13 protein-coding genes and 2 pseudogenes are annotated in these 21,813 nt (G+C 61.8%); 9 read left to right on the top strand and 6 right to left on the bottom strand.

What is annotated here, in order from left to right; all coding sequences use genetic code 11:
• The first annotated feature begins 704 nt into the window (after nt 1-704).
• Nucleotides 705-872 carry a metallothionein gene (locus tag ACA043_RS19755; RefSeq protein WP_497657771.1) on the top strand — a complete coding sequence of 56 codons (168 nt, stop codon included), beginning with the start codon at nt 705-707 and terminating at the stop codon, nt 870-872.
• A gap of 23 nt (nt 873-895) precedes the next feature.
• On the opposite strand, the gene ACA043_RS19750 is transcribed toward ACA043_RS19755, so the two are convergent.
• Together ACA043_RS19750 and ACA043_RS19745 are read right to left on the bottom strand one after the other, a co-directional pair.
• Nucleotides 896-1,168 (bottom strand): hypothetical protein, encoded by a 273-nt coding sequence (locus ACA043_RS19750; RefSeq protein WP_401268419.1) that lies wholly within the window; start codon nt 1,166-1,168, stop codon nt 896-898.
• A gap of 39 nt (nt 1,169-1,207) precedes the next feature.
• Nucleotides 1,208-1,435, bottom strand: a complete 228-nt coding sequence (locus tag ACA043_RS19745) for a DUF6555 family protein (protein ID WP_008081484.1) — start codon at nt 1,433-1,435, stop codon at nt 1,208-1,210.
• Between the two features lie 145 nt (nt 1,436-1,580).
• On the opposite strand from ACA043_RS19745, the pseudogene ACA043_RS19740 reads away from it, so the two are divergent.
• Nucleotides 1,581-1,676 (top strand): annotated as a pseudogene (locus tag ACA043_RS19740) (AraC family transcriptional regulator); the annotation flags it as partial.
• Between the two features lie 13 nt (nt 1,677-1,689).
• A pseudogene (locus ACA043_RS19735) lies at nt 1,690-1,935 on the top strand (quinone oxidoreductase family protein); the annotation flags it as partial.
• 80 nt (nt 1,936-2,015) lie between these two features.
• Here ACA043_RS19735 and ACA043_RS19730 read toward each other — a convergent pair.
• The gene (locus ACA043_RS19730) at nt 2,016-3,038 is read right to left on the bottom strand and encodes a purine-nucleoside phosphorylase (protein WP_497657770.1); all 1,023 of its coding nucleotides are present in this window, start codon (nt 3,036-3,038) and stop codon (nt 2,016-2,018) included.
• A gap of 15 nt (nt 3,039-3,053) precedes the next feature.
• A complete protein-coding gene (locus tag ACA043_RS19725) occupies nt 3,054-4,013 on the bottom strand; it encodes a nucleoside-specific channel-forming protein Tsx (RefSeq protein WP_489881060.1) in 960 nt (319 codons plus the stop codon).
• A gap of 438 nt (nt 4,014-4,451) precedes the next feature.
• On the opposite strand from ACA043_RS19725, the gene ACA043_RS19720 reads away from it, so the two are divergent.
• On the top strand, nt 4,452-14,975 hold the full coding sequence (locus ACA043_RS19720) for an autotransporter-associated beta strand repeat-containing protein (RefSeq protein ID WP_497657769.1): 10,524 nt from the start codon (nt 4,452-4,454) through the stop codon (nt 14,973-14,975).
• Nucleotides 14,976-15,113: 138 nt separating this feature from the next.
• On the opposite strand, the gene ACA043_RS19715 is transcribed toward ACA043_RS19720, so the two are convergent.
• The gene (locus ACA043_RS19715; protein WP_497657768.1) at nt 15,114-15,353 is read right to left on the bottom strand and encodes a DUF6124 family protein; all 240 of its coding nucleotides are present in this window, start codon (nt 15,351-15,353) and stop codon (nt 15,114-15,116) included.
• Nucleotides 15,354-15,868: 515 nt separating this feature from the next.
• Between ACA043_RS19715 and selD the strand changes: the two genes are divergently transcribed.
• Complete coding sequence (selD, locus tag ACA043_RS19710; RefSeq protein WP_497614832.1) at nt 15,869-16,903, top strand: selenide, water dikinase SelD; 1,035 nt, start codon at nt 15,869-15,871, stop codon at nt 16,901-16,903.
• Complete coding sequence (gene mnmH / locus ACA043_RS19705) at nt 16,903-18,006, top strand: tRNA 2-selenouridine(34) synthase MnmH (RefSeq protein WP_401268407.1); 1,104 nt, start codon at nt 16,903-16,905, stop codon at nt 18,004-18,006. Before selD ends, mnmH begins: the two co-directional genes overlap by 1 nt.
• A gap of 135 nt (nt 18,007-18,141) precedes the next feature.
• Here the strand turns inward: mnmH and ACA043_RS19700 are convergent, their stop codons facing one another.
• The gene (locus tag ACA043_RS19700; protein ID WP_187677614.1) at nt 18,142-18,816 is read right to left on the bottom strand and encodes a histidine phosphatase family protein; all 675 of its coding nucleotides are present in this window, start codon (nt 18,814-18,816) and stop codon (nt 18,142-18,144) included.
• Nucleotides 18,817-19,129: 313 nt separating this feature from the next.
• On the opposite strand from ACA043_RS19700, the gene ACA043_RS19695 reads away from it, so the two are divergent.
• From ACA043_RS19695 to hemB, 3 genes are all read left to right on the top strand, one after another.
• Entirely contained in the window at nt 19,130-19,828 is a 699-nt protein-coding gene (locus ACA043_RS19695) for a glutathione binding-like protein (RefSeq protein ID WP_187677615.1), read from the top strand.
• Between the two features lie 10 nt (nt 19,829-19,838).
• On the top strand, nt 19,839-20,681 hold the full coding sequence (locus ACA043_RS19690; protein WP_497657767.1) for a PhzF family phenazine biosynthesis protein: 843 nt from the start codon (nt 19,839-19,841) through the stop codon (nt 20,679-20,681).
• Nucleotides 20,682-20,828: 147 nt separating this feature from the next.
• Nucleotides 20,829-21,803, top strand: coding sequence for a porphobilinogen synthase (gene hemB / locus ACA043_RS19685; protein WP_187677617.1), 975 nt, complete (start codon nt 20,829-20,831; stop codon nt 21,801-21,803).
• Nucleotides 21,804-21,813: the final 10 nt, after the last annotated feature.

Raw genomic sequence — 21,813 nt, 5'->3', positions numbered from 1 at the left:
CCTGCCGACGGGCGTTTGAGATCAAGAGCGGTATTCGAGCTTGCGCTCATTGTGTTGAGTGGGGCGGCATGCGCCGCGTGCGGGGTGTACTCATTTTCATGTGGGAGCTGGCTTGCGAGCGATGGCGGCCTGACAGCCGACCAATCTCTGGAGGGTGCACCCATTCCAATTGTAGGAGCTGCCGAAGGCTGCGATCTTTTGATCCGCTTCCGCTTCGGCTTCCGCTTCGGCTTCGGCTTCGGCTTCGGCTTCGGCTTTGGATTTGGCTTTGGCTTTTGATCTTGCTCTTCAGCCCATCGGCAGGCCGAGCGAAGGTGTTCATCCGGGGGGTAGGCGCGCAGCGCCGTGCGGCGAAGCCGCACACATCGAGAGGAGGTGCAGCGAAGCAAACCGTAGGCGATGCCCCCGGATGGACACCGTAGCGAGGGAACACTGAGCCTAGGCGAAGTGCCGTACGTCAGGGGGCAGCCTTTTTGGTTACTTTTTCGGCGTCTGGAAAAAGTGACCCGCCGTAAGGGCGGAACCCTAATCAGCAACACCCGCAGCAACGGATATGCCCCCAACTCCCAACCCCCAAACCCCCAAACCCCCAAACAAAATCAAAAGATCGTCCGATCGCGGCCCGAGCCTTCGGCAGCTCCTACACTGATTCCTACGGCTTGCCCTTCAAGCCTCAGACAACCACCACTGAAGGAGTCTGTCCCATGCCCGATAAAAAATGCGATTGTCCCGGCTGTAGCTGCACAATCAAGGAAAACGAACATTCATATGCCGTGCACGGCAAACACTATTGCTGTGAAGCCTGCGCCCACCACCACAAGGGCGGTGAAGAGTGTTCAAAAAAAGGCTGCCATTGCGCGCACCCTAAATAACAGCGCCCACAAAAAAGCGGAGCCTAATCAGGCTCCACTTCCAGTTTCAGACTTTCATCCTCCAGCCGTTCCGTATGCCGGACTGTTCCTTGCAATCGTCGCCCCTCAACCCTGACCACCACGGTTTTCGCTTGATCAAGATTTTCAGGAAACGGTGCCGGCACTCTCAGAGCAAAGCAATACGGATCATGTTCGACGGCTTCAAGCCCCACCTCACAATCGACACTTTTGGTGATACGTCCGAACAATGTGTCCAGGCCGTAATCCAGATGCGCCGGACTGCTGATGTGGCTCATTGTGCATTCCCCCGAATGATCCCGATCGCTGCGCAAAGCTTAGCTGGTCGGTCGCCAGACAACGTTTTCCACACCGAATTTTTCCGCCATCGGTTTGCTGGTCTTCTGTACTTTTTCGCGGCCGAAACGCGGGATTCGACCCACGCCCGCGTCGCAACTCGCCCAGTGCCACGCCTCGGCGTTGTCCATTTTGTCCGAGCGGATAATGAACGACTTGGGCGTGCCGTGAAGGGTGTATTCGATGACGTAGAGTTTTGCGTTGTTCATAAAGCCCGTATTCCTCCCTGTGGTAATAGAAGGATCGCAGCGCACCGGGAAAATTCACTCGGATTGTCCGACGGTATCTATCAAAGGCGACACACTGACGCACTGGTTACCATGGCGTCTTCGCCAACCCCAATGAATGCTCGCCATGGCCCTCGCCGCGCCGCCCGATCTCAGTGGCACCGATGTGCCCGTTCAGCCGCTGGCGCGCACGTATCCGCGTGGTTTGTATATCGAGCAGCACGCGGAAAATGCCGGTGCCGGCACTGGCCGCGTTCGGTCGCATCGCGATCATTGCCGCGCCGGTGGACGGCCATGTGCAGTTGCCAGCATTGGCGTTGTATCGCAAGGGCGGTTCGGTGGTCGGGATCAACTCGCTGCTGTACGGCGTTGAGGCGTGCGCGGCCATGCTGGAACAGTTCGGCCGGTTCTTCGATGAAGACTTGCTGCCGTTGCCGCAAGGTCTGGTCGAAGCACCGCTGGCCGAGGGACTTGCGCGATAGCGGAGTGTCAGTTGATGCATGGGTGACTGAAACACCGCTATCGCGAGCAGGCTCGCTCCTACAGTTGCTCCGCAAGGATTTCAGGATTGAGGTACGCCGTTTTCCCAGGCAGACCAGTTTTTGAGGATGTCCTGCACCAGCGGATTGCCGGTGCGATAGAGGTTTTCCAGCGCCGGGACAAAACCACCCTGATCGGCATACTTGAGCAAATTATCCACTTCACTACCGCCCGGTTCAGGACGGTCGAAGTCGGAGCCGGCGCGCACCACTGCCAGGCGTTGCACATCGACGAGTCCTTCACGGCTGGCGCGCAGCAGGGCTTCGTAGGTGGAGTTGTCTTCCTGTTGCGTCGTGCAGTACTCGCCCTTGTTGTCGGTTAGCAATTTGGTCCAGACCTCGGCCCGTTCACTCAGGCGTGTGCCGGAAAACCAGGTGTTGCCCGCCAGTGTGTCGCAACGGGTGACGACTGGCGGTTGGTTGGCGGGCGCTGACGGGTACTTCAAACGCCAAGCGGCGGATTCCTTGCTCTCGCTCAGTTCGACCTTGTGGCTCAGGGCGAAGGCCTTGGCCTGCAATGTCGGATTGAGCTCGAAGACTTCGGTCTTGTAATCCAGCGGCGGTTTTTCGTTCGGGCCTTTGGTGTTGATGCCGATGTAGCCGGTCGGCCAGGTCGAGGGCGCATCACGGGAATCCAGCTCCCACTGCGTGCCGAACTCCACCAGATAGTGCGCCCACGCGGCGGTGCCGATGGTCCCGTGTTTGGGGCTGATCCCGGCGATGCCGGCGATCAGGAAGTAGCTTTTGCGCAGGTCGAATTTCGGCGACATGGCCAGTGCCAGCGTCGAGGCTGCCGCGTTGGTCTGGCCCATGCCGGTGGTCAGCAGGCACACCTGCTGCGTGTTGCAGCGGATGCTCGGGTACTCGGCGGACAGGCCCGGCACGCGGACTTCCTGTTTGAGCTCAAGGCGATCGATCCAGTGCTGCGCCTCGGGGGCGAACATGGTGATCAGCACGACTTTGGGCTGGATTGGCGCATCGCTAGCCCATGCGGTGGAAGAGAGCAGGGCGGCAGCGGCCAGTGAAACTCGCATCATTGCTTGCATAAAAATCTCCTGATTTCAGAACTGATAACCGATGCCGGCGTAGTAACCCCAGCCGTTGGAACGCGCGCGGAAGTTACCGTCGCCGAAATTCAGCTCACTGCCGTCCTCCCAGTTGCCGCCGTTGTGGAAATAACGCCCGACCAGGGTAAAGCGCAAATGGGTGAACGAGTACAGCAAGACGTTGGTCGCCACCGTCGCGTTGGCGGTGCGCGCCGGGTTGTCCTTGTGCATGTCTGAGCCGAAATCGAAGTTGGTGAAGCCGATGTAGGTCAGCGAGGCGCCGTTGCTGAATTTGTCGATGGGCACGATGTACTTGAGCTGCGCGCGGTAGCCATCCCACGAATATTCATTGCTCGCGCCATAGTTTTCCCACTGGTAGCGCCCATAGAAGTTGGCTGACAGGTTGACTCGCGAATGGGTGTCGATGTCGGTGCCGAAGCCGCTGTACAGGGTGTTGGCGCGGTTTTCCTTACGGCTGCCATGGTCGTAGATCCAGTCGAACGCGACGTACCACTCCTTGAACGGGCCGATGGCCAGGCTGCGGCCGGCGAGGTAGTCGATGGAAATGCGCGGTTCGTGTTCCATGAACACCGGCGAGCCGTGGTCCCACACGCCTTTGTCGTGGCTGTTACCGATGTTGAAGATCTTCGGCACGTCGATGTAGCCGTACAGCTCGAAAGGGCCTTTGCGTCCGAAGTACTCGTATTCGAGATAGATGTCATCGGCCGGCTGCGGGCCGAAGCTGATGTCTTTGCTGCCGATCAGGGTCAGGTCCTGGTTGTACCAGTCCGACAGGTACGCACCTTTTTGCGGCGGACTGGCTTCGGGGCTGAGGGTTTCGCCCTGGGCGGATTCTTCGGGGAGCGCCGGTTGCGCCATCGCGCTGTGGCTGAGAACTCCGGTAACGCCGGTCAGTAGCAGGGAAACAGCAAACGTGCGCACAAACGGGGCGCGAAAAACGGAAGCGACGTGCATTCAAAGTCCTTTTTTGCGGATCAAGGCCCGGATTCTGTGGGCCTACTGGATGTGTGGCGAAAATGCCGGGATTGACGGTTCGCAAACGTTTGCATAAGCCATACCAACTCCTCCCGGTTGCCACTGTAGGAGCTGCGGCACGCTGCGATCTTTGGATTTTGCTTTAAAGATGAAGAGCAAAAGATCGCAGCGTGCCGCACCTCCAACAAGGGCGATGTTGTGCGTTCAAATCTCCCTTTCTATTGGCCGAAACCCTCGTCCTAGAGCGGCTAGTATTAAAGTATTAACACCATTTAATCCGTGCCCCATGTCTGGGCGTCTACTAGCGTTGTGAGCATTCAACGGTTTTCTGATGACCGTCGCGCTCTTGATTCGCGTGTGGAATAAGCAGGCTTCGCACGCCTTCAAGGAAGAATTGACCACGACAAGGAGTAGCCCGTGGAAGCAAGGTTTGGTGTCGCCCTCGTCTCGCGTTTTTCCCCTCTTTCCCTTGCTGTGCACCTGAGCGTCGCCGGACTGTTGTTGGGTGGCGTGAGCACCCCGGCGCTGGCCACGTGCTCCACGGCCGGCTCGACCGTAACCTGTACCGGCGTGCCGAGCCTGCCGCTGTTTCTCAACAACTTCAACAGCGCCACCAACGGCCTCACGGTCAACGTCAACAGCGGGGCGCAGATGAACGCGACCCTCGGCGGCCACGTGATGGACCTGACCGGGGTCAACATCAGCCTGAACAACTCCGGCACCATCGACCCGGCGTTGCTTGGCCTGGTCTCCGTACTGAGCGGCGGTGCGTTTATCGGTACCGGCGCGACGAGTACAGTCAGCGTGCTCAACAACGCCAGCGGGATCATCCGCGGGACGGGCATGTTGCTCGGGCTGAATCTGACCAGCATCGACGGCCTGGGCATTGCGGTGAACAACGCGGCGGCCGGCACCACCAGCATCACCAACAACGGCACCATCACCTCGACCGGGCTGTCGGTGGGCGGAATCACCTTGGCCGATACCCCGGTGGTGGGGGTCTACGGTGGCTCACAAGTCAACATGACCAACAGCAGCACCGGCATCATCAACGGCCGGATCGCCTTCGAGACGTCGGCGGCGGGCAACACCTTTACCAACGCCGGCACGATTACCGGCGGCGTTTCGATGGGCGCGAGCAGTACCAACACCTTCACGGCGGTGACCGGCTCCAGCGTCAACGTGGGTGACGGCGTACAGGTCAGTGTGGGGCTGGGTGGGCTGATCGGCATCAACCTGACCTTCGCCCCGACTGGTACGGTCGACGGTGGCGCGGGCGGCACCAACAGCCTGATCCTGCAGAATCCGATTGGCGTCGGCGGCGGCACCACGGGTGTCGGCACTGCGTCCAGCGCCACTTATGTCAACTTCAACAACCTGACCATCAACAGCGGCGCCTGGACCTTGCAGGGGCCGTTGGTCAGCGGTGCGACCACGCTTAACGGTGGTATCGCCCAATTCAACAACAACGCCACCTTCGGCAGCGGTGTGTTGACCTCTAACGGCGGGATTCTGCAGGCAAGCAACGCCGGGTTGAACATCAATAATCTGATTTCCCTCGGTGCCGGTGGTGTGACGGTGCAAGGCACCAACGCCACCACGTTGAGCGGGGTGATCTCCGGCAGCGGTGGCCTGACCAAAACCGGCTCCAGCCAACTTAACCTCAGCGCCGCCAACACCTATCTGGGTAACACCACGCTCAATGGCGGCACGGTGCAGGTCAGCAACAATCAGGCGTTCAGTACCGGCACCCTCAACGTGACTGGCGCGACGACGCTGAGTGCACCGGGCACCATCAGCCTGGCCAACGCCATCAGCCTCGGCGGCACATTGACGGCTGGCGGCACGGGAGCACTGACCCTCGGTGGCTTGATCAGCGGCGGTAGCGGCCTGACCAAAACCGGCACCGGCAGCCTGACCCTCAGCGGCGCCAACAGCGGTTATACCGGCACCACCACCCTGAGCGCCGGCAGCTTGCTGGTGACCAATAACGATTCGCTGGGCAGCGGCGCGCTGACCACCGCTGCTGGCACCAGTCTCGACAGCACCGCCAACGTGACCCTGGCCAATAACATTGCGATGACCGGCGCCCTCAACGTGCTCGGCAGCAATGCGCTGACCCTGGGCGGCGTGTTGTCCGGCACCGGCGGCATCACCAAATCCGGCACCGCCAGCCTGACCCTGACCGGTAACAACACCAACAGCGGCAATACCGCGCTGAATGCCGGCAGCCTGTTTGTCGGCAGCAACACCGCGCTCGGTACCGGTGCGCTGAACACGGCGGCCGGCACTACGCTGGACGCGACCGCTGCCGTCACCCTGGCCAACGCCGTCGCGCTGGCGGCAGATCTGACCATCGGCGGCACGCAGGCGCTGGGCCTGAGCGGCGTCATCAGTGGCGCCGGCAACCTGATCAAGAGCGGCACCGCAAACCTGACCCTCAGCGGCAATAACACTTTCACCGGCGGCACCGCGCTCAATGCCGGGACGCTGATCGTCGGCTCCAACACCGCGCTGGGTACCGGCGCATTGACCACGGCGGCGGGCACCACGCTCGACGCCAGTACCGCAGTGGCGCTGACCAACGCTGTCAGCCTCGGCGGCAATCTGGACATCGGTGGCAGCGCCAACCTGACCTTGGGTGGCGTGGTCAGCGGCAGTGGCGGGCTGACCAAACGCGGGTTCACGAGCCTGATTCTCAACGGCGCCAACACCTTTACCGGCGGCACGACGCTGACGGCCGGTACGCTCACCGTCGGTAATGATGCGGCATTGGGCACTGGCGCCTTGTCGGTCACCGACACGGCAACGCTGGACAGCAACACCGCCGTTAATCTGAACAACAACGTCAACCTCAACAGCGCCCTGACCATCGGTGGCAGCAGCGGCCTGACCCTTGCCGGTGTGATCAACGGTGCCGGGCAGTTGCTCAAGAACGGCGCGGCCAACCTGACCCTCAGCGGCGCCAACACCTTCACCGGCGGCACCACGTTGAACGCCGGTAGCCTGACCGTCGGCAACGGCGCGGCACTCGGCACGGGCGCACTGACCGTGGCCGGGGCAGGGACCCTCAACAGCAATTCGGCGGTGACGCTGAACAACGCGATCACCCTCAACGCCAACCTCACCGCCGGCGGCGCCAACGCGCTGACCCTCGGTGGCGTGATCAGTGGCGGCAACGGTTTGATCAAGACCGGCGCGTCGAGCCTGACCCTCAACGGCGCCAATACCTACACCGGCACCACGGCGCTGAACGCCGGCACACTGATCGTCGGTTCCAACACTGCGCTGGGCACGGGCAGCGTCAACGCGTCGAACGGCACCACACTGGATGCCAACACCGCAGCGACACTGGCCAACAACGTCAACCTCGGCGGCACCCTGACCCTGGGCGGTACCAATGCGCTGACCCTTGGCGGTGTGGTCGCCGGTATCGGCGGACTGGTCAAAAATGGCGCCGCCGACCTGACCCTCAACGGCGCTAACACCTATTTCGGCAACACCGCACTGAACACTGGCAAGCTGATTGTCGGCAGCAACACCGCGCTGGGCTCGGGCACATTGAATGCGGCGGCAGGCACGACGCTGGACGCCAACACCGCCGTCAGCCTGAACAATGCAGTGGCCCTGGCCGGTGCCTTGAATGTCGGCGGCACGGCCGATCTGACCCTGACCGGTCTGGTCAGCGGCGCCGGCAGTCTGGTGAAAAACGGCGCGGCCAATCTGATCCTCAACGCGGCGAACAACTTCCTCGGCGGCACGACCCTGAACGCCGGCACCCTGACTGTCGGCAACAGTTCGGCGCTGGGCAGTGGTGCCTTGACCGTGGGCGGCGCCGCAACGCTGGACAGCAATTCGCCGCTGGTTTCGCTGAACAACGCAGTCGCCCTCAATGCCGCACTGACCGTCGGCGGCACGCAGAACCTGACCCTCGGCGGCGTCACCAGCGGCACTGGCGAGCTGATCAAGAACGGCGCGGCCAATCTGACTCTCAACGGCAACAACACCTTCAGCGGCGGCACCACCCTCAACGGCGGCACCCTGACCCTTGGCAATGCCAACGGCTTGGGCAGCGGCGCGTTGATCGTCGGTGGCGCGGCGACGCTGGATAACAGCGCTTCCTTCGGCATCGGCAATGCGATCACGTTGAACGCCGGTCTGACCGTCGCGGGCAACAATGACCTGAGCCTCAACGGCATCATCGACGGCGCCGGCAGCCTGACCAAAAACGGTCTGTCTGACCTGACGCTGGCGGGCAATAACACCTTCACCGGCGCTCTGAACATCGTGTCCGGCAGCGTCACCACGTTGAACACCAATGCACTGGGCAGCACCTCAGGCGTGAATATCAGCGCTGGCGCGGGCCTGAATCTGGGCAGCGACGCCAGCCTTGGCGCGCTGACCGGCAGCGGCAATGTGCAGCTCACCGGCAGCAACACGCTGACCGTCGGCGGCGGCAACGTCACCAGCACCTTCGACGGCGGCCTCAGCGGCAGCGGTGGCCTGATCAAGGTCGGCACGGGCACGTTGAACCTCACCGGGATCAACGGCATTACCGGCAACACCGCCATCAATGGCGGCACCGTGGATCTCAGCGGTTCGCTGGCCAGCGCGCAGGTCAACGTCAACACCGGCGGCACTCTGAGCGGTACCGGCTCGGCGCTTGGCACGGTGAACATCAACAATGGCGGGCATCTGGCGCTTTCGTCGGGCAACACCTTGTCGGCAAGTGCGCTGACCCTCGCTGCCGGCAGCAACGTCGATGTGGCGCTGGGCACACCCTCGACCGCCTCGCTGATGAACATCGGTGGCAACCTCACCCTCGACGGCAATCTCAACGTCACCGACGCCGGCGGTTTTGGTGTCGGTGTGTATCGCCTGTTCAACTACACCGGTGCCCTGACCAATCTGGGTCTGGACGTTGCCGGCGTGCCGGTCGGTTACGCGCTCGGCGATCTGGTGGTGCAGACCGGGGTGGCCAATCAGATCAACATTCAAGTGTCGGCACCGAACTCCAACATCCGTTACTGGGACGGCAGCCAGGCCATTGCCAACGGCGTCGTCGATGGCGGCAGCGGCATCTGGAACGCGGTCGGCACCAACTGGACCGACGCCAACGGGCTGGTCAATCAGCCTTGGGCCGGCGACTTCGCGGTGTTCCAGGGCACGGCGGGTACGGTGACAGTTAACGGCACGCAGTTGGTCACTGGCATGCAGTTCCTCACCGATGGTTACAGCCTGGTCAACGGCACGGCGGGTCAGTTAACCGCCGTCAATGGCACTGGCGGGACCACGGCGGTGCGGGTCGATCCGGGCGTGACCGCCACCATTGGCGTGAACATCGATGGCAGCGGCATTCTCAACAAACTCGACACGGGCACCCTGGTGCTCAACGGCGCCAACACCTACAGCGGCGGCACGCAACTGGACGGTGGCAAGATTATCGTCGGCAGCAACACGGCGTTGGGCAGCGGCACGCTGACCGCTAATGCCGGTTCGCAACTGGACAGCAACGCAGCAGTGACCCTCGGCAACGCCGCAACGCTCAACGGCAACCTGACCGTGGTCGGCAGCAATGCGCTGACCCTCAACGGCGTGATCGGCGGCACGGGCGGTCTGATCAAAAACGGCGCGGCCAATCTGACCCTCGGCGGCAACAATGCCTTCCTTGGGCCAGTGGCGCTGAACGCGGGCGGACTGATTCTGGCGTCGAACGCGGCGCTGGGTTCGGGCACCTTGAACGCGGCGGGTGGCACCACGCTGGATGCCGCCACCGCAGTTTCGGTAAACAACGCGGTCAACCTGGCCGGCAATCTCGGCATCGGCGGCACGGCGAATCTGACCCTTGCCGGGACTATCAACGGCGCCGGCAGCCTGACCAAAAACGGCGCGGCCAACCTGACCCTGAGCGGCAATAACAACTTCCTCGGCGGCATCAACCTGAACGCTGGCACCCTGACCGCCGGCAGCAATTCGGCGTTGGGTCTGGGCAACTTGACGGTGGCCGGCGCCTCGGCGCTGGACAGCAACAGTGCGCTGAGCCTGGGCAACAACGTGGTGCTCAACGCCAACCTGAGCAACACCGGCAGCAACAACCTGACCCTTGCGGGAGTCGTCAGCGGCGCTGGCGGGCTGATCAAGAATGGCGCGTCGAACCTGACCCTCAACGGCATCAACACCTTCAGCGGTGGCACCACGCTGAATGCCGGCACAGTGACCCTCGGCACTGGCGCTTCGCTGGGTGCCGGCGCACTGACCGTGGCGGGTGCATCGACCCTCGACACCTCCGGACCGCTGGTGCTCGCCAACAGCTTCAACGTCAATGCCAATTTGAGCCTGGCCGGCAACAACAACCTGACCCTTGGCGGTGTGATCGCCGGGGCGGGCACGCTGACTAAAAACGGTCTGGCCGATGTGACGCTGTCTGGCAACAACACCTTTAGCGGCACCTTCGATGTGTTGTCTGGCAGCCTGACTACCCTCAGTGGCACGGCGCTGGGCAATAACGCCACGGTCAATCTCGGCGGTGGCGCGGCGCTCAACCTCGGCGCTTCCGGCAGTCTCGCCAGCCTCAGTGGCAACGGCACCGCGCTGATCGGCACCGGCAACACGCTGAGCCTCGGTGGCAACAACGTCAGCAGCACGTTTGCAGGCATTCTCAGCGGTGACGGCGGCTTGACCAAACTCGGCACCGGCACTCTGACCCTGAGCGGCATCAGCGACCTGACCGGCGACACCAACGTCAACGCCGGCACCTTGCAGGTCAACGGTTCGCTGGCCAGCGGTAATGTGCTGGTCAACAGCGGCGGCACCCTCGGCGGCGGCGGTACATTGACCGGTGCAGTGACGGTGGCCGATGGCGGTCATCTGGCGGGCGTTACCGGCAGCACCTTGTCGGTGGATTCTCTGGTGTTCAACGGCAACTCCAACTTCGACGTCGGCCTCGGTACGCCGGTGTCCGGTGGCGGTAATGCGCTGGTCAACGTCGGCGGCAACCTGACCCTCGACGGCGCTCTCAACGTCAGCGACATCGGCGGCTTCGGCAGCGGCGTCTATCGCCTGATCAACTACACCGGCGGACTGACCGACAACGGCATGCTCATCGGCACCGTGCCGGGCAGCGTCACCCCGGGCGATCTGACCCTGCAAACCGCGCTGGCCAATCAGATCAACCTGCTGGTTACCGCACCGGGCGTCACCGTGCAGTTCTGGGACGGCAATCAGCTGATCGCCAACGGTTCGGTCGATGGCGGCAGCGGCACCTGGGGAACTGGCATCACCGACTGGACCGACGTCAACGGCACCACCAATCAGGCCTGGACCAACAACTTCGCGGTGTTCCAGGGCGCGGCGGGCACTGTGACCGTCAACGGTGCGCAAACCATCACTGGCATGCAGTTCGTCACCGATGGCTACAGCCTGCAAAACGGCACGGCGGGTTCGCTGAATCTGGTCAATGGTTCACTCGGCAACGCTTCGGTGCGGGTCGACCCGAACGCCACCGCGACCATCGGCGTGGCACTCAACGGCGCCGGCACCCTCGGCAAATACGACACCGGCACGTTGGTGCTCAACGCCGCCAACGGCTACACCGGCGGCACTGCGCTCAACGGCGGCAAGATCGTGGTCGGCAACAACGCAGCCCTCGGCACTGGCGTGTTGACGGCGGCCAACGGCACCGCGCTGGACAGCAACACCAGCGTCAGCCTCGCCAACGATGTGGTGCTCAACGGTGGCTTGAACGTCGCTGGCTCCAACGCCTTGACCCTCGGCGGTGTTGTCAGCGGCAGCGGCAGTCTGATCAAGACTGGCGCCTCGAGCCTGACCCTCAACGGCAGCAACACTTACAGCGGTGGCACTCAGCTCAACGCCGGCACGCTGATTCTCGGCAACAACAGCGCGATCAGCAGCGGCGCACTGAGTGTGCTCGGCAACGGCAGCCTCGACAGTACCTCGGCGCTGCAACTGGCCAACGCCATCAACCTCGGCGCGCAACTGACCCTGGCCGGCACCCAGAACACCACGCTGCTGGGCGCTGTGACCGGCACTGGCAGTCTGGTGAAAAACGGCGCAGGTGACCTCGTGCTCAGCGGCGCCAACACCTACAGCGGTGGTACTACGCTGAACGGCGGCATTACTCGCGGCGACACCAGCAGCCTGCAAGGTGCGATCGTCAACAACGCGGCGCTGACCTTCGAGCAGAATGCTGACGGCAGCTACACCGGCAACCTCACCGGCACCGGTACGCTGAACAAAACCGGCAGCGGCGAATTGCTCCTCACCGGCAACAACACCTTCACCGGCAACACCTCGGTGCAGGCCGGCGCATTGACTATCAACGGCGTGCTCAACAGCGCCAATGTCAACGTCGCCAGCGGTGCGAGTATCGGCGGTGGCGGGCAACTCGGCGGGGCGCTGCAACTGGCCGACGGCGCAACCCTGGCCGGTGGCGGCACGGCGACACCGTTGTCAGTGGGCTCGCTGGCGTTGTCCTCGGGCACCGACCTGGACTTCAGCCTCGGTTCGGCCACCAGCTCTACAACAGTGGTCAACGTCGCTGGCAACCTGACCCTCGACGGCACGCTGAACATCAGCAACGCCGGCGGCTTCGGTACCGGGGTCTATCAACTGTTCAGTTACGGCGGCAGCTTGACCAACAACGGTCTGGTCTATGGCAGCCTGCCGGTCTCGGCGGCCAACTTGACCCTGCAAACCGCCATCGCCAATCAGGTAAACCTGCTGGTGCAGGGCACACCGGGGGAGGTGCAGTTCTGGAACGGCGGCACCACCAATCCTGATGGCAGCATCGGGGGCGGCAGCGGTGTGTGGGGGCCGGACACCAACTGGACCGATCCGACCGGCACCCAGGCGTTGGCGTCCAACGGTCAGTTCGCGGTGTTTGGCGGGCAGGGCGGTACGGTCACCGTCCAGGGCAATCAGAACTTCACCGGCCTGCAATTCCTCGCCAACGGTTACAGCCTTGTGCCTGGAGCTGGCGGCACGCTGACTCCGGTCAACGGTGCCGACGGCAGCCTCGCGCCAGTGCGGGTCAATGCTGGCGGCAGCGCGGAAATCTCCACACCGCTGGTGGGCACGGGCGGTATCGAGAAACTGGATTCCGGCACCTTGGTACTGAGCGGCGCCAACACTTATAGCGGTGGCACCACCGTCAGTGGCGGTACGCTGGTCGGCAACACCACCAGCCTGCAAGGCAACATTCTCAACAACGCTTCGCTGTTGTTCGTGCAGAACTTCAACGGTCAATTCAACGGGTCGCTGCGCGGACTTGGTGCGATGCTCAAACGCGGGACCGGTACCTTGCTGTTGACTGGTGATAATCCGTTCAGCGGTACCGTTTCGGTCGATCAAGGCGTGCTGCAGGTGGGTAGTCGTGCCGCGCGCGCCTCGTTGGGCGGGCAAATCACCGTGGCCAGCGGCGCGGCCCTGAGCGGTAACGGCAGCGTCGGTTCAATCGTCAACAACGGTCTGGTGGCTTCAGGTGGCGAGGCGGGAACCCTGAGCGTCGCCGGTAACCTGACCAATGCTCCAACCGGTGTGTTGGCGCTGACCATCAGTTCGCCAACCGCTACACCGCTGGCAGTCGGCGGTGCGGCGGCGCTTGGCGGCGGCTTGCAGGTGAATTCGCTCGCACCGTTCACCGGCAACACCGTGTATTCGCTGATCACGGCGGGCGGCGGTGTCACCGGCACCTTCAGCAGTGCCGATTTGCCGCAGTACGCTTTCCTCAACAGCTCGCTGGTCTACGGTGCCGATTCGGTGACCCTGGCGGTCAGCCGCAACGGCAACTCGTTCGCCGACGTGGCGGCCACGGGCAACCAGCGCAACACCGCGTCAGCGTTGTCGCGTAACGGTGCGGCGGGGGCTGCGTTGCAGAACGAAATCGTCAACCTCAGCGTGGCCGGTGCACGCAATGCCTTCGACAGTCTGTCCGGCGAAATCCACGCCAGCACCGCCAGCGCAATCCTTGAGGATTCGCGCTACGTGCGGGAGGCCGTCAACGATCGCATGCGCCAACCGTCGTGCAGCGCGCCGGATGATCCACGCCGCGCCCTGGCGCCAAGCGACAACCAACTGAGCAGCAACGGTTGCCACGGCGAAATGGTCGGCTGGGCGCGCGCACTCGGCGCTTGGGGTGAATCGGATGGCGACAGCAACAGCGCCAGGCTTGATCGCAACCTCAGCGGCTTCATGCTCGGCACCGACAAGCAGCTTGATGACCAGTGGCGCGTGGGCATGGCCGCCGGTTACACCCGCAGCGACCTCGACGCGCATGATCGTCGTTCGGATGCCACGGTCGAGAGCTATCACCTGGCGGCGTACCTCAACTCGCAGTTGGACGCACTGGCCGTGCGCCTCGGCGCGGCTTATAGCTGGCACGACATCGAGACCAAACGCGACGTCAGCGTCGGCACCTACAACGACCGCTTGAAGGCCAACTACGACGCACGCAGCGCCCAAGTGTTCGGCGAAGTCGGTTACACCATCGACGCCGCCGGTATTGCGCTGGAGCCGTTCGCCGGTCTGGCTTACGTCAACTACGACACCGACAAGGCCAAGGAAAAAGGCGGAGCAGGGCGCCTGAAGGCCGATGCCGATCAAGACATCACCTTCTCCACCCTCGGCTTGCGCGCCGGCAAAGTCATCACCCTGGCCAACGGCGGGCAATTCACCCCGCGCGCGGCCGTCGGCTGGCGGCATGCCTTCGGCGACACCAAGCCTGACGCGGATCTGACCTTCATCGACGGCGGCGCCTCGTTCAGCACTCAGGGCGTACCGATTGCCAAGGACAGTGCCATCGTCGAAGCGGGCGTGGACTTCCAGATCAGCCCGACCGGCAAACTCGGAATCGGCTACTCGGGACAACTGTCGAACGACAACAACGATCACGCGATGACCGTCAGCTTCAGCCTTGGCTTCTGATTTAGGGTCGAAGCACTTTTAGCCGCCCGAAAGGGCGGTTTTTTTTGGTTAAAGCAAAAGATCGCAGCCTGCGGCAGCTCCTACACGGGAATTCGCGTTTTCCTGTAGGTGCTGTCGCAGGCTGCGATCTTTTGATCTTTATTGTTGCGGATCGATATTGTCCAAGGCCCGATTGACTGCAAGTTCACCGAGCATGACGATCTGGGCGATGCCCAGCACGGTGTTTCGATTTTGGCCGTTCAGCACGGCGGCAAATTCGGCCAGCATCACGTTGGCAGAGGCCAATGATTCGCAGGCGTTGGCGAGTAGGGATTCGGTGTCGATGTTGGGCGCGACCATGAACATGGTGCTGGGGGGATTTGGACTTGGCTTGATCATGATGAATCTCCGTGTGAATAAAGAGACCACCTTCTGCCGCCAAGCAGATTGGGTGGCGGACTACACAAGATTGGCGGACCGGCTCACACGAAAAACCGGCATTCCCGAAGGAATCCTTGTGCAACCCGCCATGACAGATGTGTGAGGACAAGAAAGCATCGCCACTCATTTCAGGGTTGCTCGTATGAACAGATAAATCCGAGCCGCCAAGCCCGTTCGCTGAGACATTTCAGCGACGAGTAAACGATAGAGGCCACCCACCATGCACACAAGCCGGGCGATTCTGGCGTTGTTGTAGGCAAAGACGCAACCCGCCGTAGCCCAAACATGTAACCAGTGAAATCGGTGTAGGAACCGTCTAACAGTGGCAGATGATTTTTCATCAGGGCACTTTCTGCGCTTTTGCAGTGAAGTGTTCATTGACTGCTCGCGTAGGCGCCTTGACAGTCACCAGACAAATTGCAAGTTCCGCTCTCTGCTAGAATCCGCCCCATTCCCTGCCAGAGACCCTCCTGATGAGTGAGCCGATTCGTCTGACCCAATACAGCCACGGCGCCGGTTGTGGCTGCAAGATTTCTCCGCAGGTGCTGGAAGTGATTCTGGCCGGCAGCGGCGCGCAGAACCTTGATCCGAAGCTGTGGGTCGGCAATGCCTCGCGCGATGACGCGGCGGTGTATGAGATCGATGCCGAGCGCGGCGTTGTGTCGACCACTGATTTTTTCATGCCGATTGTCGATGACCCGTTCGACTTCGGCCGTATCGCCGCGACCAACGCGATCAGCGACATCTACGCCATGGGCGGCGATCCGTTGATGGCGATTGCGATCCTCGGCTGGCCGGTCAATGTGCTGGCGCCGGAAGTGGCGCGGGAAGTGATTCGTGGTGGGCGTGCGGTGTGCGACGCCGCAGGTATTCCGCTGGCCGGCGGGCACTCGATCGATGCACCGGAGCCGATCTTCGGCCTGGCCGTGACCGGTCTCGTCGAAAAACGCCACATGAAGCGTAACGACACCGCCACCGCTGGTTGCTTGCTGTACCTGACCAAACCGCTGGGCATCGGCATCCTCACCACCGCCGAGAAGAAGGGCAAGTTGCGCCACAGCGACGTTGGCGTGGCTCGCGACTGGATGTGCACGTTGAACAAACCCGGCAGCCGCTTCGGCAAACTGGCCGGCGTCACCGCGATGACCGACGTCACCGGTTTCGGACTGCTCGGGCATCTGGTGGAAATGGCCGATGGCAGCCAACTGACCGCGCGCATCCGCTATGACCTCGTGCCGCGTCTGGACAGCGTCGAGTATTACCTCGATCAGGGCTGTGTGCCCGGCGGTACGTTGCGCAATTTCGACAGTTACGCAAGCAAGGTTGGGCGCGTGCAGGAGTTGCACAAACGCGTACTGTGCGACCCGCAAACCAGCGGCGGCCTGCTCATCGCCGTCACGCCTGAAGGCAATGACGAGTTCCTCGCCGTCGCCGCCGAACTGGGCCTGAACCTTGCGCCAATCGGTGAACTGGTTGAGCGACAGACGAACGCAGTCGAGGTGATTTGATGTTCCGCGACTGCACTGATTACCGTGACATCTTCCTCAACGACCGGCCGATGATGGATGCCCGTGCGCCGATTGAATTCGCCCACGGCGCGTTTCCCGGCGTGGTCAACTTGCCGCTGATGAATGACCGTGAACGCGAACTGGTTGGCACTTGTTACAAGGAACACGGGCAGCAAGCCGCGATTGCCTTGGGTGAGCGGTTGGTGTCCAACGAGGTCAGGGAGCAGCGCATTCAAGGCTGGGTCGAGTTCGCCCGGGCCAATCCCGATGGCTACCTGTACTGCTTCCGCGGCGGCCTGCGTTCGCAGATCGTCCAGCAATGGATCAAGGAAGAGGGCGGTATCGATTACCCGCGTGTCGGCGGCGGTTACAAGGCTATGCGTACTTTTCTGCTGGAGACCGTCGATCAGGCGGTGGCCGAGTGTGAATTGGTACTACTGGGCGGCATGACCGGGACCGGCAAAACCGAAGTGCTGGTGCAGTTGAGCAACAGTCTGGATCTGGAAGGCCATGCCAATCACCGGGGGTCGAGTTTCGGCAAACGGGCCATCGGGCAACCGACCAACATCGATTTCGAAAACCGGTTGGCCGTCGATGTGCTGAAGAAGCGTGCGGGCGGGATCAGTCAATTTGTCCTGGAGGACGAAAGTCGAGTGGTCGGCAGTTGCGCCTTGCCATTGCCGCTGTACAAAGGCATGCAAGCGGCACCGCTGGTCTGGCTGGAAGACAGCATCGAAAACCGCGTCGAGCGCATCCTCCAGGATTATGTGATTGACCTGCACGCCGAGTTCGTCGCGGTGCATGGCGAGCAGGGCTTTGCGCTGTATGCCGAGCGGCTGATTTCCAGTCTGCACAACATTCAGCGACGCCTGGGTGGCGAGCGCCATCAGCGAATGTTTTTGCAGATGGAAGAGGCGCTGTCCGAGCAGGCGCGCAGCGGGTCAGTCGAGCTGTTCCGGGACTGGATCGAAGTGTTGCTGCGCGAGTATTACGACCCGATGTATGTGTTTCAGCGGGAGAAGAAGGGCGGGCGGATCGAGTTTGCGGGTGAGCGCGGGGCGGTTATCGAGTATTTGCGCGAGCGGGTCAGTTTGAAAGATTGAGGCTGATTTTACCGGCCCCTTCGCGAGCAGGCTCGCTCCCACATTGGGTTTTCGGTGGACACGAATCAGGTGCCTTCGTCAGCCCCTGTGGGAGCGAGCCTGCTCGCGAAAGGGCAGGCACGGACACCGCACAACTCAAGTCGGGCAAGATTCCTTGCCATTATCCAGCCCCTGCTTGTAGCTATGGCTCTGCAGACTGGCCTTGCCGTTGTGCCAGGTCAGGGTCAGCACATACAGCGAGTCAAAGTCGTTGCCCGCCCAGTCATCGGTGATGCTCTGCTTTTCGCCGACCGCGTTGCCTGCCACCTTGTTGATCAGCTCCGGCAGATAGCCGTGTGACCAGGCGGTGTAGATCGTCGAGTTGTGATACTTGTCATCAAGCAGCTCACGCGCCAGATCGCTGGTGTCGTTGGCCGAGAACTCGATGTTCACCGGCAGGCCGAGCTTGATCGCGGCCGGGCTGATGGTCATCAGCGGGCGAATGTAACTGTAGGAATTGTCCAGCTCGCCTTCCTCGACATTGCGCGTCGGATTGGCGGCGAACACGTAGTCAGCCTTGCCGAATTTCTCCGGCAGCAGCGTCGACAGGTCGATGGCACGGTTCAGGCCCTGGCAGTTGAGCTGGCCGAGACCGCCCTCGGGTTTTTCAGCGTGGCGCAGGAACACCAGAGTCTGCGTGCCGTCGACCGGCTGCGCACGGCTTTCACTGGATTCCAGCGACAGAAACAGCGCGCTGACCGCCAACAGGGAGGGCAGGGCCACATAAGCGCGATGTTTGAAGCGTTTGGCGAAACTCATAAGGTTCGTCATGAAATTAAGAATTCTTCAGCGTGTTCGGTTAAGGCTGACAAACCTTTACACCGCGGGCTCCCAGCACCGGGTGTTTTCCATGTCGTTTGCGCTTCCCTTGCGAAAGGCATAACTCAGAGTCCTCTGAGGCCGTTTGGTTCGATCGGCAAAAGTGCGCAGCACTCTATCGGCAACCCTCAATGGCTTGTTCGCAGGTTAGCGACAGGATGTTGCGAAATTAAGTAAGCAGGTGGCCGTCCGGGAAAAGAACCCGAGCTAGAGCGGATGATCCTGGATTATGCTCAGGCCTTTCATTTGTGACTGGATGCTTCCCATGACCGATCTGTCCGCGTTCCCGATCACCCAAAAGTGGCCCGCGCAGTACCCAGACTGGATTCAGCTCTACTCTTTGCCGACCCCCAATGGCGTCAAAGTCTCGATCATGCTCGAAGAGATCGGCCTGCCGTACGAGCCGCACCGCGTCGGTTTCGACACTAATGACCAGTTGTCCCCGGCGTTCCTGTCGCTGAATCCGAACAACAAGATCCCGGCGATCCTCGACCCCCACGGCCCTGAAGACCAACCGTTGCCGCTGTTCGAATCCGGCGCGATTCTGATCTATCTGGCCGACAAGAGCGGGCAATTGCTCGCTCAGGAAGGCGCGCTGCGCTACGAAACCATTCAGTGGCTGATGTTCCAGATGGGTGGTATCGGCCCGATGTTCGGCCAACTCGGCTTCTTCAACAAATTTGCCGGCAAGGACTACGAAGACAAGCGTCCGCGTGATCGCTACGTCGACGAAAGCAAACGCCTGCTCAAGGTGCTCGACACCCGCCTCGAAGGGCGCGACTGGATCATGGGCGAGCGCTACACCATCGCCGACATCGCCACGTTTCCGTGGGTGCGCAATTTGATTGGCTTCTACGAGGCCGGTGACTTGGTCGGCATCAGCAATTTCCCGAATGTCACCCGCGTGCTGGAACGCTTCCTGGCGCGACCGGCGGTGGTGCGTGGTTTGACTATTCCTCAATAAAGGCCTGTGTATGCGTTCATTCGATTTCAAGCAAGTCGACGTTTTCAGCCAGATAGCGCTCAAAGGCAATCCGCTGGCGGTGGTATTTGGCGCCGACTCCCTGAGCGATGAACGCATGGCTGCGTTTGCCGCATGGACCAATTTGAGCGAAACCACGTTCATTCTTGAACCGCGGGATCCTCGCGCCGATTATCGGGTGCGGATTTTCACCACGTTGAACGAATTGCCGTTTGCCGGTCATCCAACGCTCGGTACCTGCCATGCCTGGCTCGAGGCGGGGGGCACGCCAATGGGCGACGAGATCATTCAGGAGTGCGGCGTCGGGTTAGTGCGGATTCGGCGCGAGGGCAAGGAACTCGCGTTTCTCGCACCGCCACTTATAAGGACGGGACCGGTTGAGTCCGAGATTATGGCGCGAGTGCAGCGAGGTCTTGGCCTTGCCAGCGACGCCATTGTTCGTGCGCAATGGGTGGACAACGGCGCGGGATGGCTGGCCGTGATGCTCAGCGATCGGCAGCAGGTGCTGAACCTGCAACCGGATCATGCGCAAATGCTTGGTCTGGCGGTTGGCGTCATCGCTCCGTGGGATCCTGAGCGCGAGGGTGATGAGGCACAGTTTGAGGTGCGCGCGTTTATTTCCGGGGATGGTATGCCCGAGGATCCGGCCACCGGAAGTCTGAATGCCGGGATGGCTCAATGGTTACTCGGCGAAGGGCTGGCGCCAGATTCCTACACCGTCAGTCAGGGTTTGAGCATGGGCCGAGCGGGGCGGATTCGGGTTCATCGGCTTGGCGACGAAATCTGGGTTGGCGGTGCTGTGGTGACCTGCATTGACGGACAGTTGACTCTCTGAAGGCAAGACGCGCCAGCGTAACCCCGATGATTATTGCACCCCCGGTAATGCACTCTTGATTGATCCAGGTTTGTACCTCAACCCCCGCAAGGCATAAGCTTCGCCCCCTACGACTTTCGTCTCATCTGCAGGTTTCAGGAAGGCCCCATGTCCAGTCAGTTCCCCGAAGCACGTCCCCGCCGTCTGCGCCGCAATGCGAGCCTGCGCAGTCTGTTCCAGGAAACCGAATTCAGCCTGAACGATCTGGTGCTGCCGATTTTCGTCGAGGAAGAAATCGATGACTTCGTGCCGATCAAGAGCATGCCCGGGGTGATGCGCATTCCCGAGCGCAAACTGGCCAGCGAGATCGAGCGCTACGCCCGTGCCGGCGTCAAATCGGTGATGACCTTCGGCGTGTCCCACCATCTGGACAGCAACGGCAGCGATACCTGGCGCGAAAACGGTCTGGTCTCGCGCATGTCGCGCATCGCCAAGGATGCCGTGCCGGAAATGATCGTGATGTCCGACACCTGCTTCTGCGAATACACCGATCACGGCCACTGCGGCGTGATGCACAACCATGAAGTCGACAATGATCAGACCTTGGTCAACCTCGGCAAACAAGCCGTGGCAGCGGCGCGGGCGGGCGCAGATGTGATTGCCCCGTCGGCGGCGATGGACGGTCAGGTGCGAGCGATTCGCCAGGCACTCGATGCCGCCGGTTTCACCCAGATTCCGATCATGGCCTACTCGACAAAATTCGCCTCCGCACTTTACGGCCCGTTCCGCGAGGCCGGTGGCAGCGCGCTCAAGGGCGACCGCAAAAGCTACCAGATGAACCCGATGAACCGCCGCGAAGCCCTGCGCGAATCGCTGCTGGACGAACAGGAAGGCGCCGATGCGCTGATGGTCAAACCGGCCGGCGCGTATCTGGACATCATCCGTGATATCCGCGAAGCCTCGAACCTGCCGCTGGCGGCGTATCAGGTCAGCGGCGAGTACGCGATGATCAAGTTCGGCGCACAAGCCGGGGCGATTGATGAAGATCGCGTGGTGCGTGAAAGCCTTGGGGCGATCAAGCGCGCGGGTGCAGATCTGATCTTCACTTACTTTGCGATGGACCTGGCGCTGGCCGGGATCTAAACAGCACTGC

The organism is Pseudomonas sp. LBUM1648 (genome assembly GCF_059716145.1).
The sequence above is the reverse complement of the archived record's forward strand: the minus strand, read 5'-3'. Positions and strand labels throughout refer to the sequence as shown.

Excerpts from the sequence above, each read along its gene's own strand:
- ACA043_RS19715 (WP_497657768.1), bottom strand. The coding sequence starts at position 15,353 with ATGATCAAGCCAAGTCCAAATCCCCCCAGCACCATGTTCATGGTCGCG.
- mnmH (WP_401268407.1), top strand. The coding sequence starts at position 16,903 with ATGTTCCGCGACTGCACTGATTACCGTGACATCTTCCTCAACGACCGG.
- ACA043_RS19745 (WP_008081484.1), bottom strand. The coding sequence starts at position 1,435 with ATGAACAACGCAAAACTCTACGTCATCGAATACACCCTTCACGGCACG.
- ACA043_RS19725 (WP_489881060.1), bottom strand. The coding sequence starts at position 4,013 with ATGCACGTCGCTTCCGTTTTTCGCGCCCCGTTTGTGCGCACGTTTGCT.
- ACA043_RS19750 (WP_401268419.1), bottom strand. The coding sequence starts at position 1,168 with ATGAGCCACATCAGCAGTCCGGCGCATCTGGATTACGGCCTGGACACA.
- ACA043_RS19700 (WP_187677614.1), bottom strand. The coding sequence starts at position 18,816 with ATGACGAACCTTATGAGTTTCGCCAAACGCTTCAAACATCGCGCTTAT.
- ACA043_RS19755 (WP_497657771.1), top strand. The coding sequence starts at position 705 with ATGCCCGATAAAAAATGCGATTGTCCCGGCTGTAGCTGCACAATCAAG.
- ACA043_RS19690 (WP_497657767.1), top strand. The coding sequence starts at position 19,839 with ATGCGTTCATTCGATTTCAAGCAAGTCGACGTTTTCAGCCAGATAGCG.
- hemB (WP_187677617.1), top strand. The coding sequence starts at position 20,829 with ATGTCCAGTCAGTTCCCCGAAGCACGTCCCCGCCGTCTGCGCCGCAAT.
- ACA043_RS19695 (WP_187677615.1), top strand. The coding sequence starts at position 19,130 with ATGACCGATCTGTCCGCGTTCCCGATCACCCAAAAGTGGCCCGCGCAG.
- ACA043_RS19730 (WP_497657770.1), bottom strand. The coding sequence starts at position 3,038 with ATGCAAGCAATGATGCGAGTTTCACTGGCCGCTGCCGCCCTGCTCTCT.
- selD (WP_497614832.1), top strand. The coding sequence starts at position 15,869 with ATGAGTGAGCCGATTCGTCTGACCCAATACAGCCACGGCGCCGGTTGT.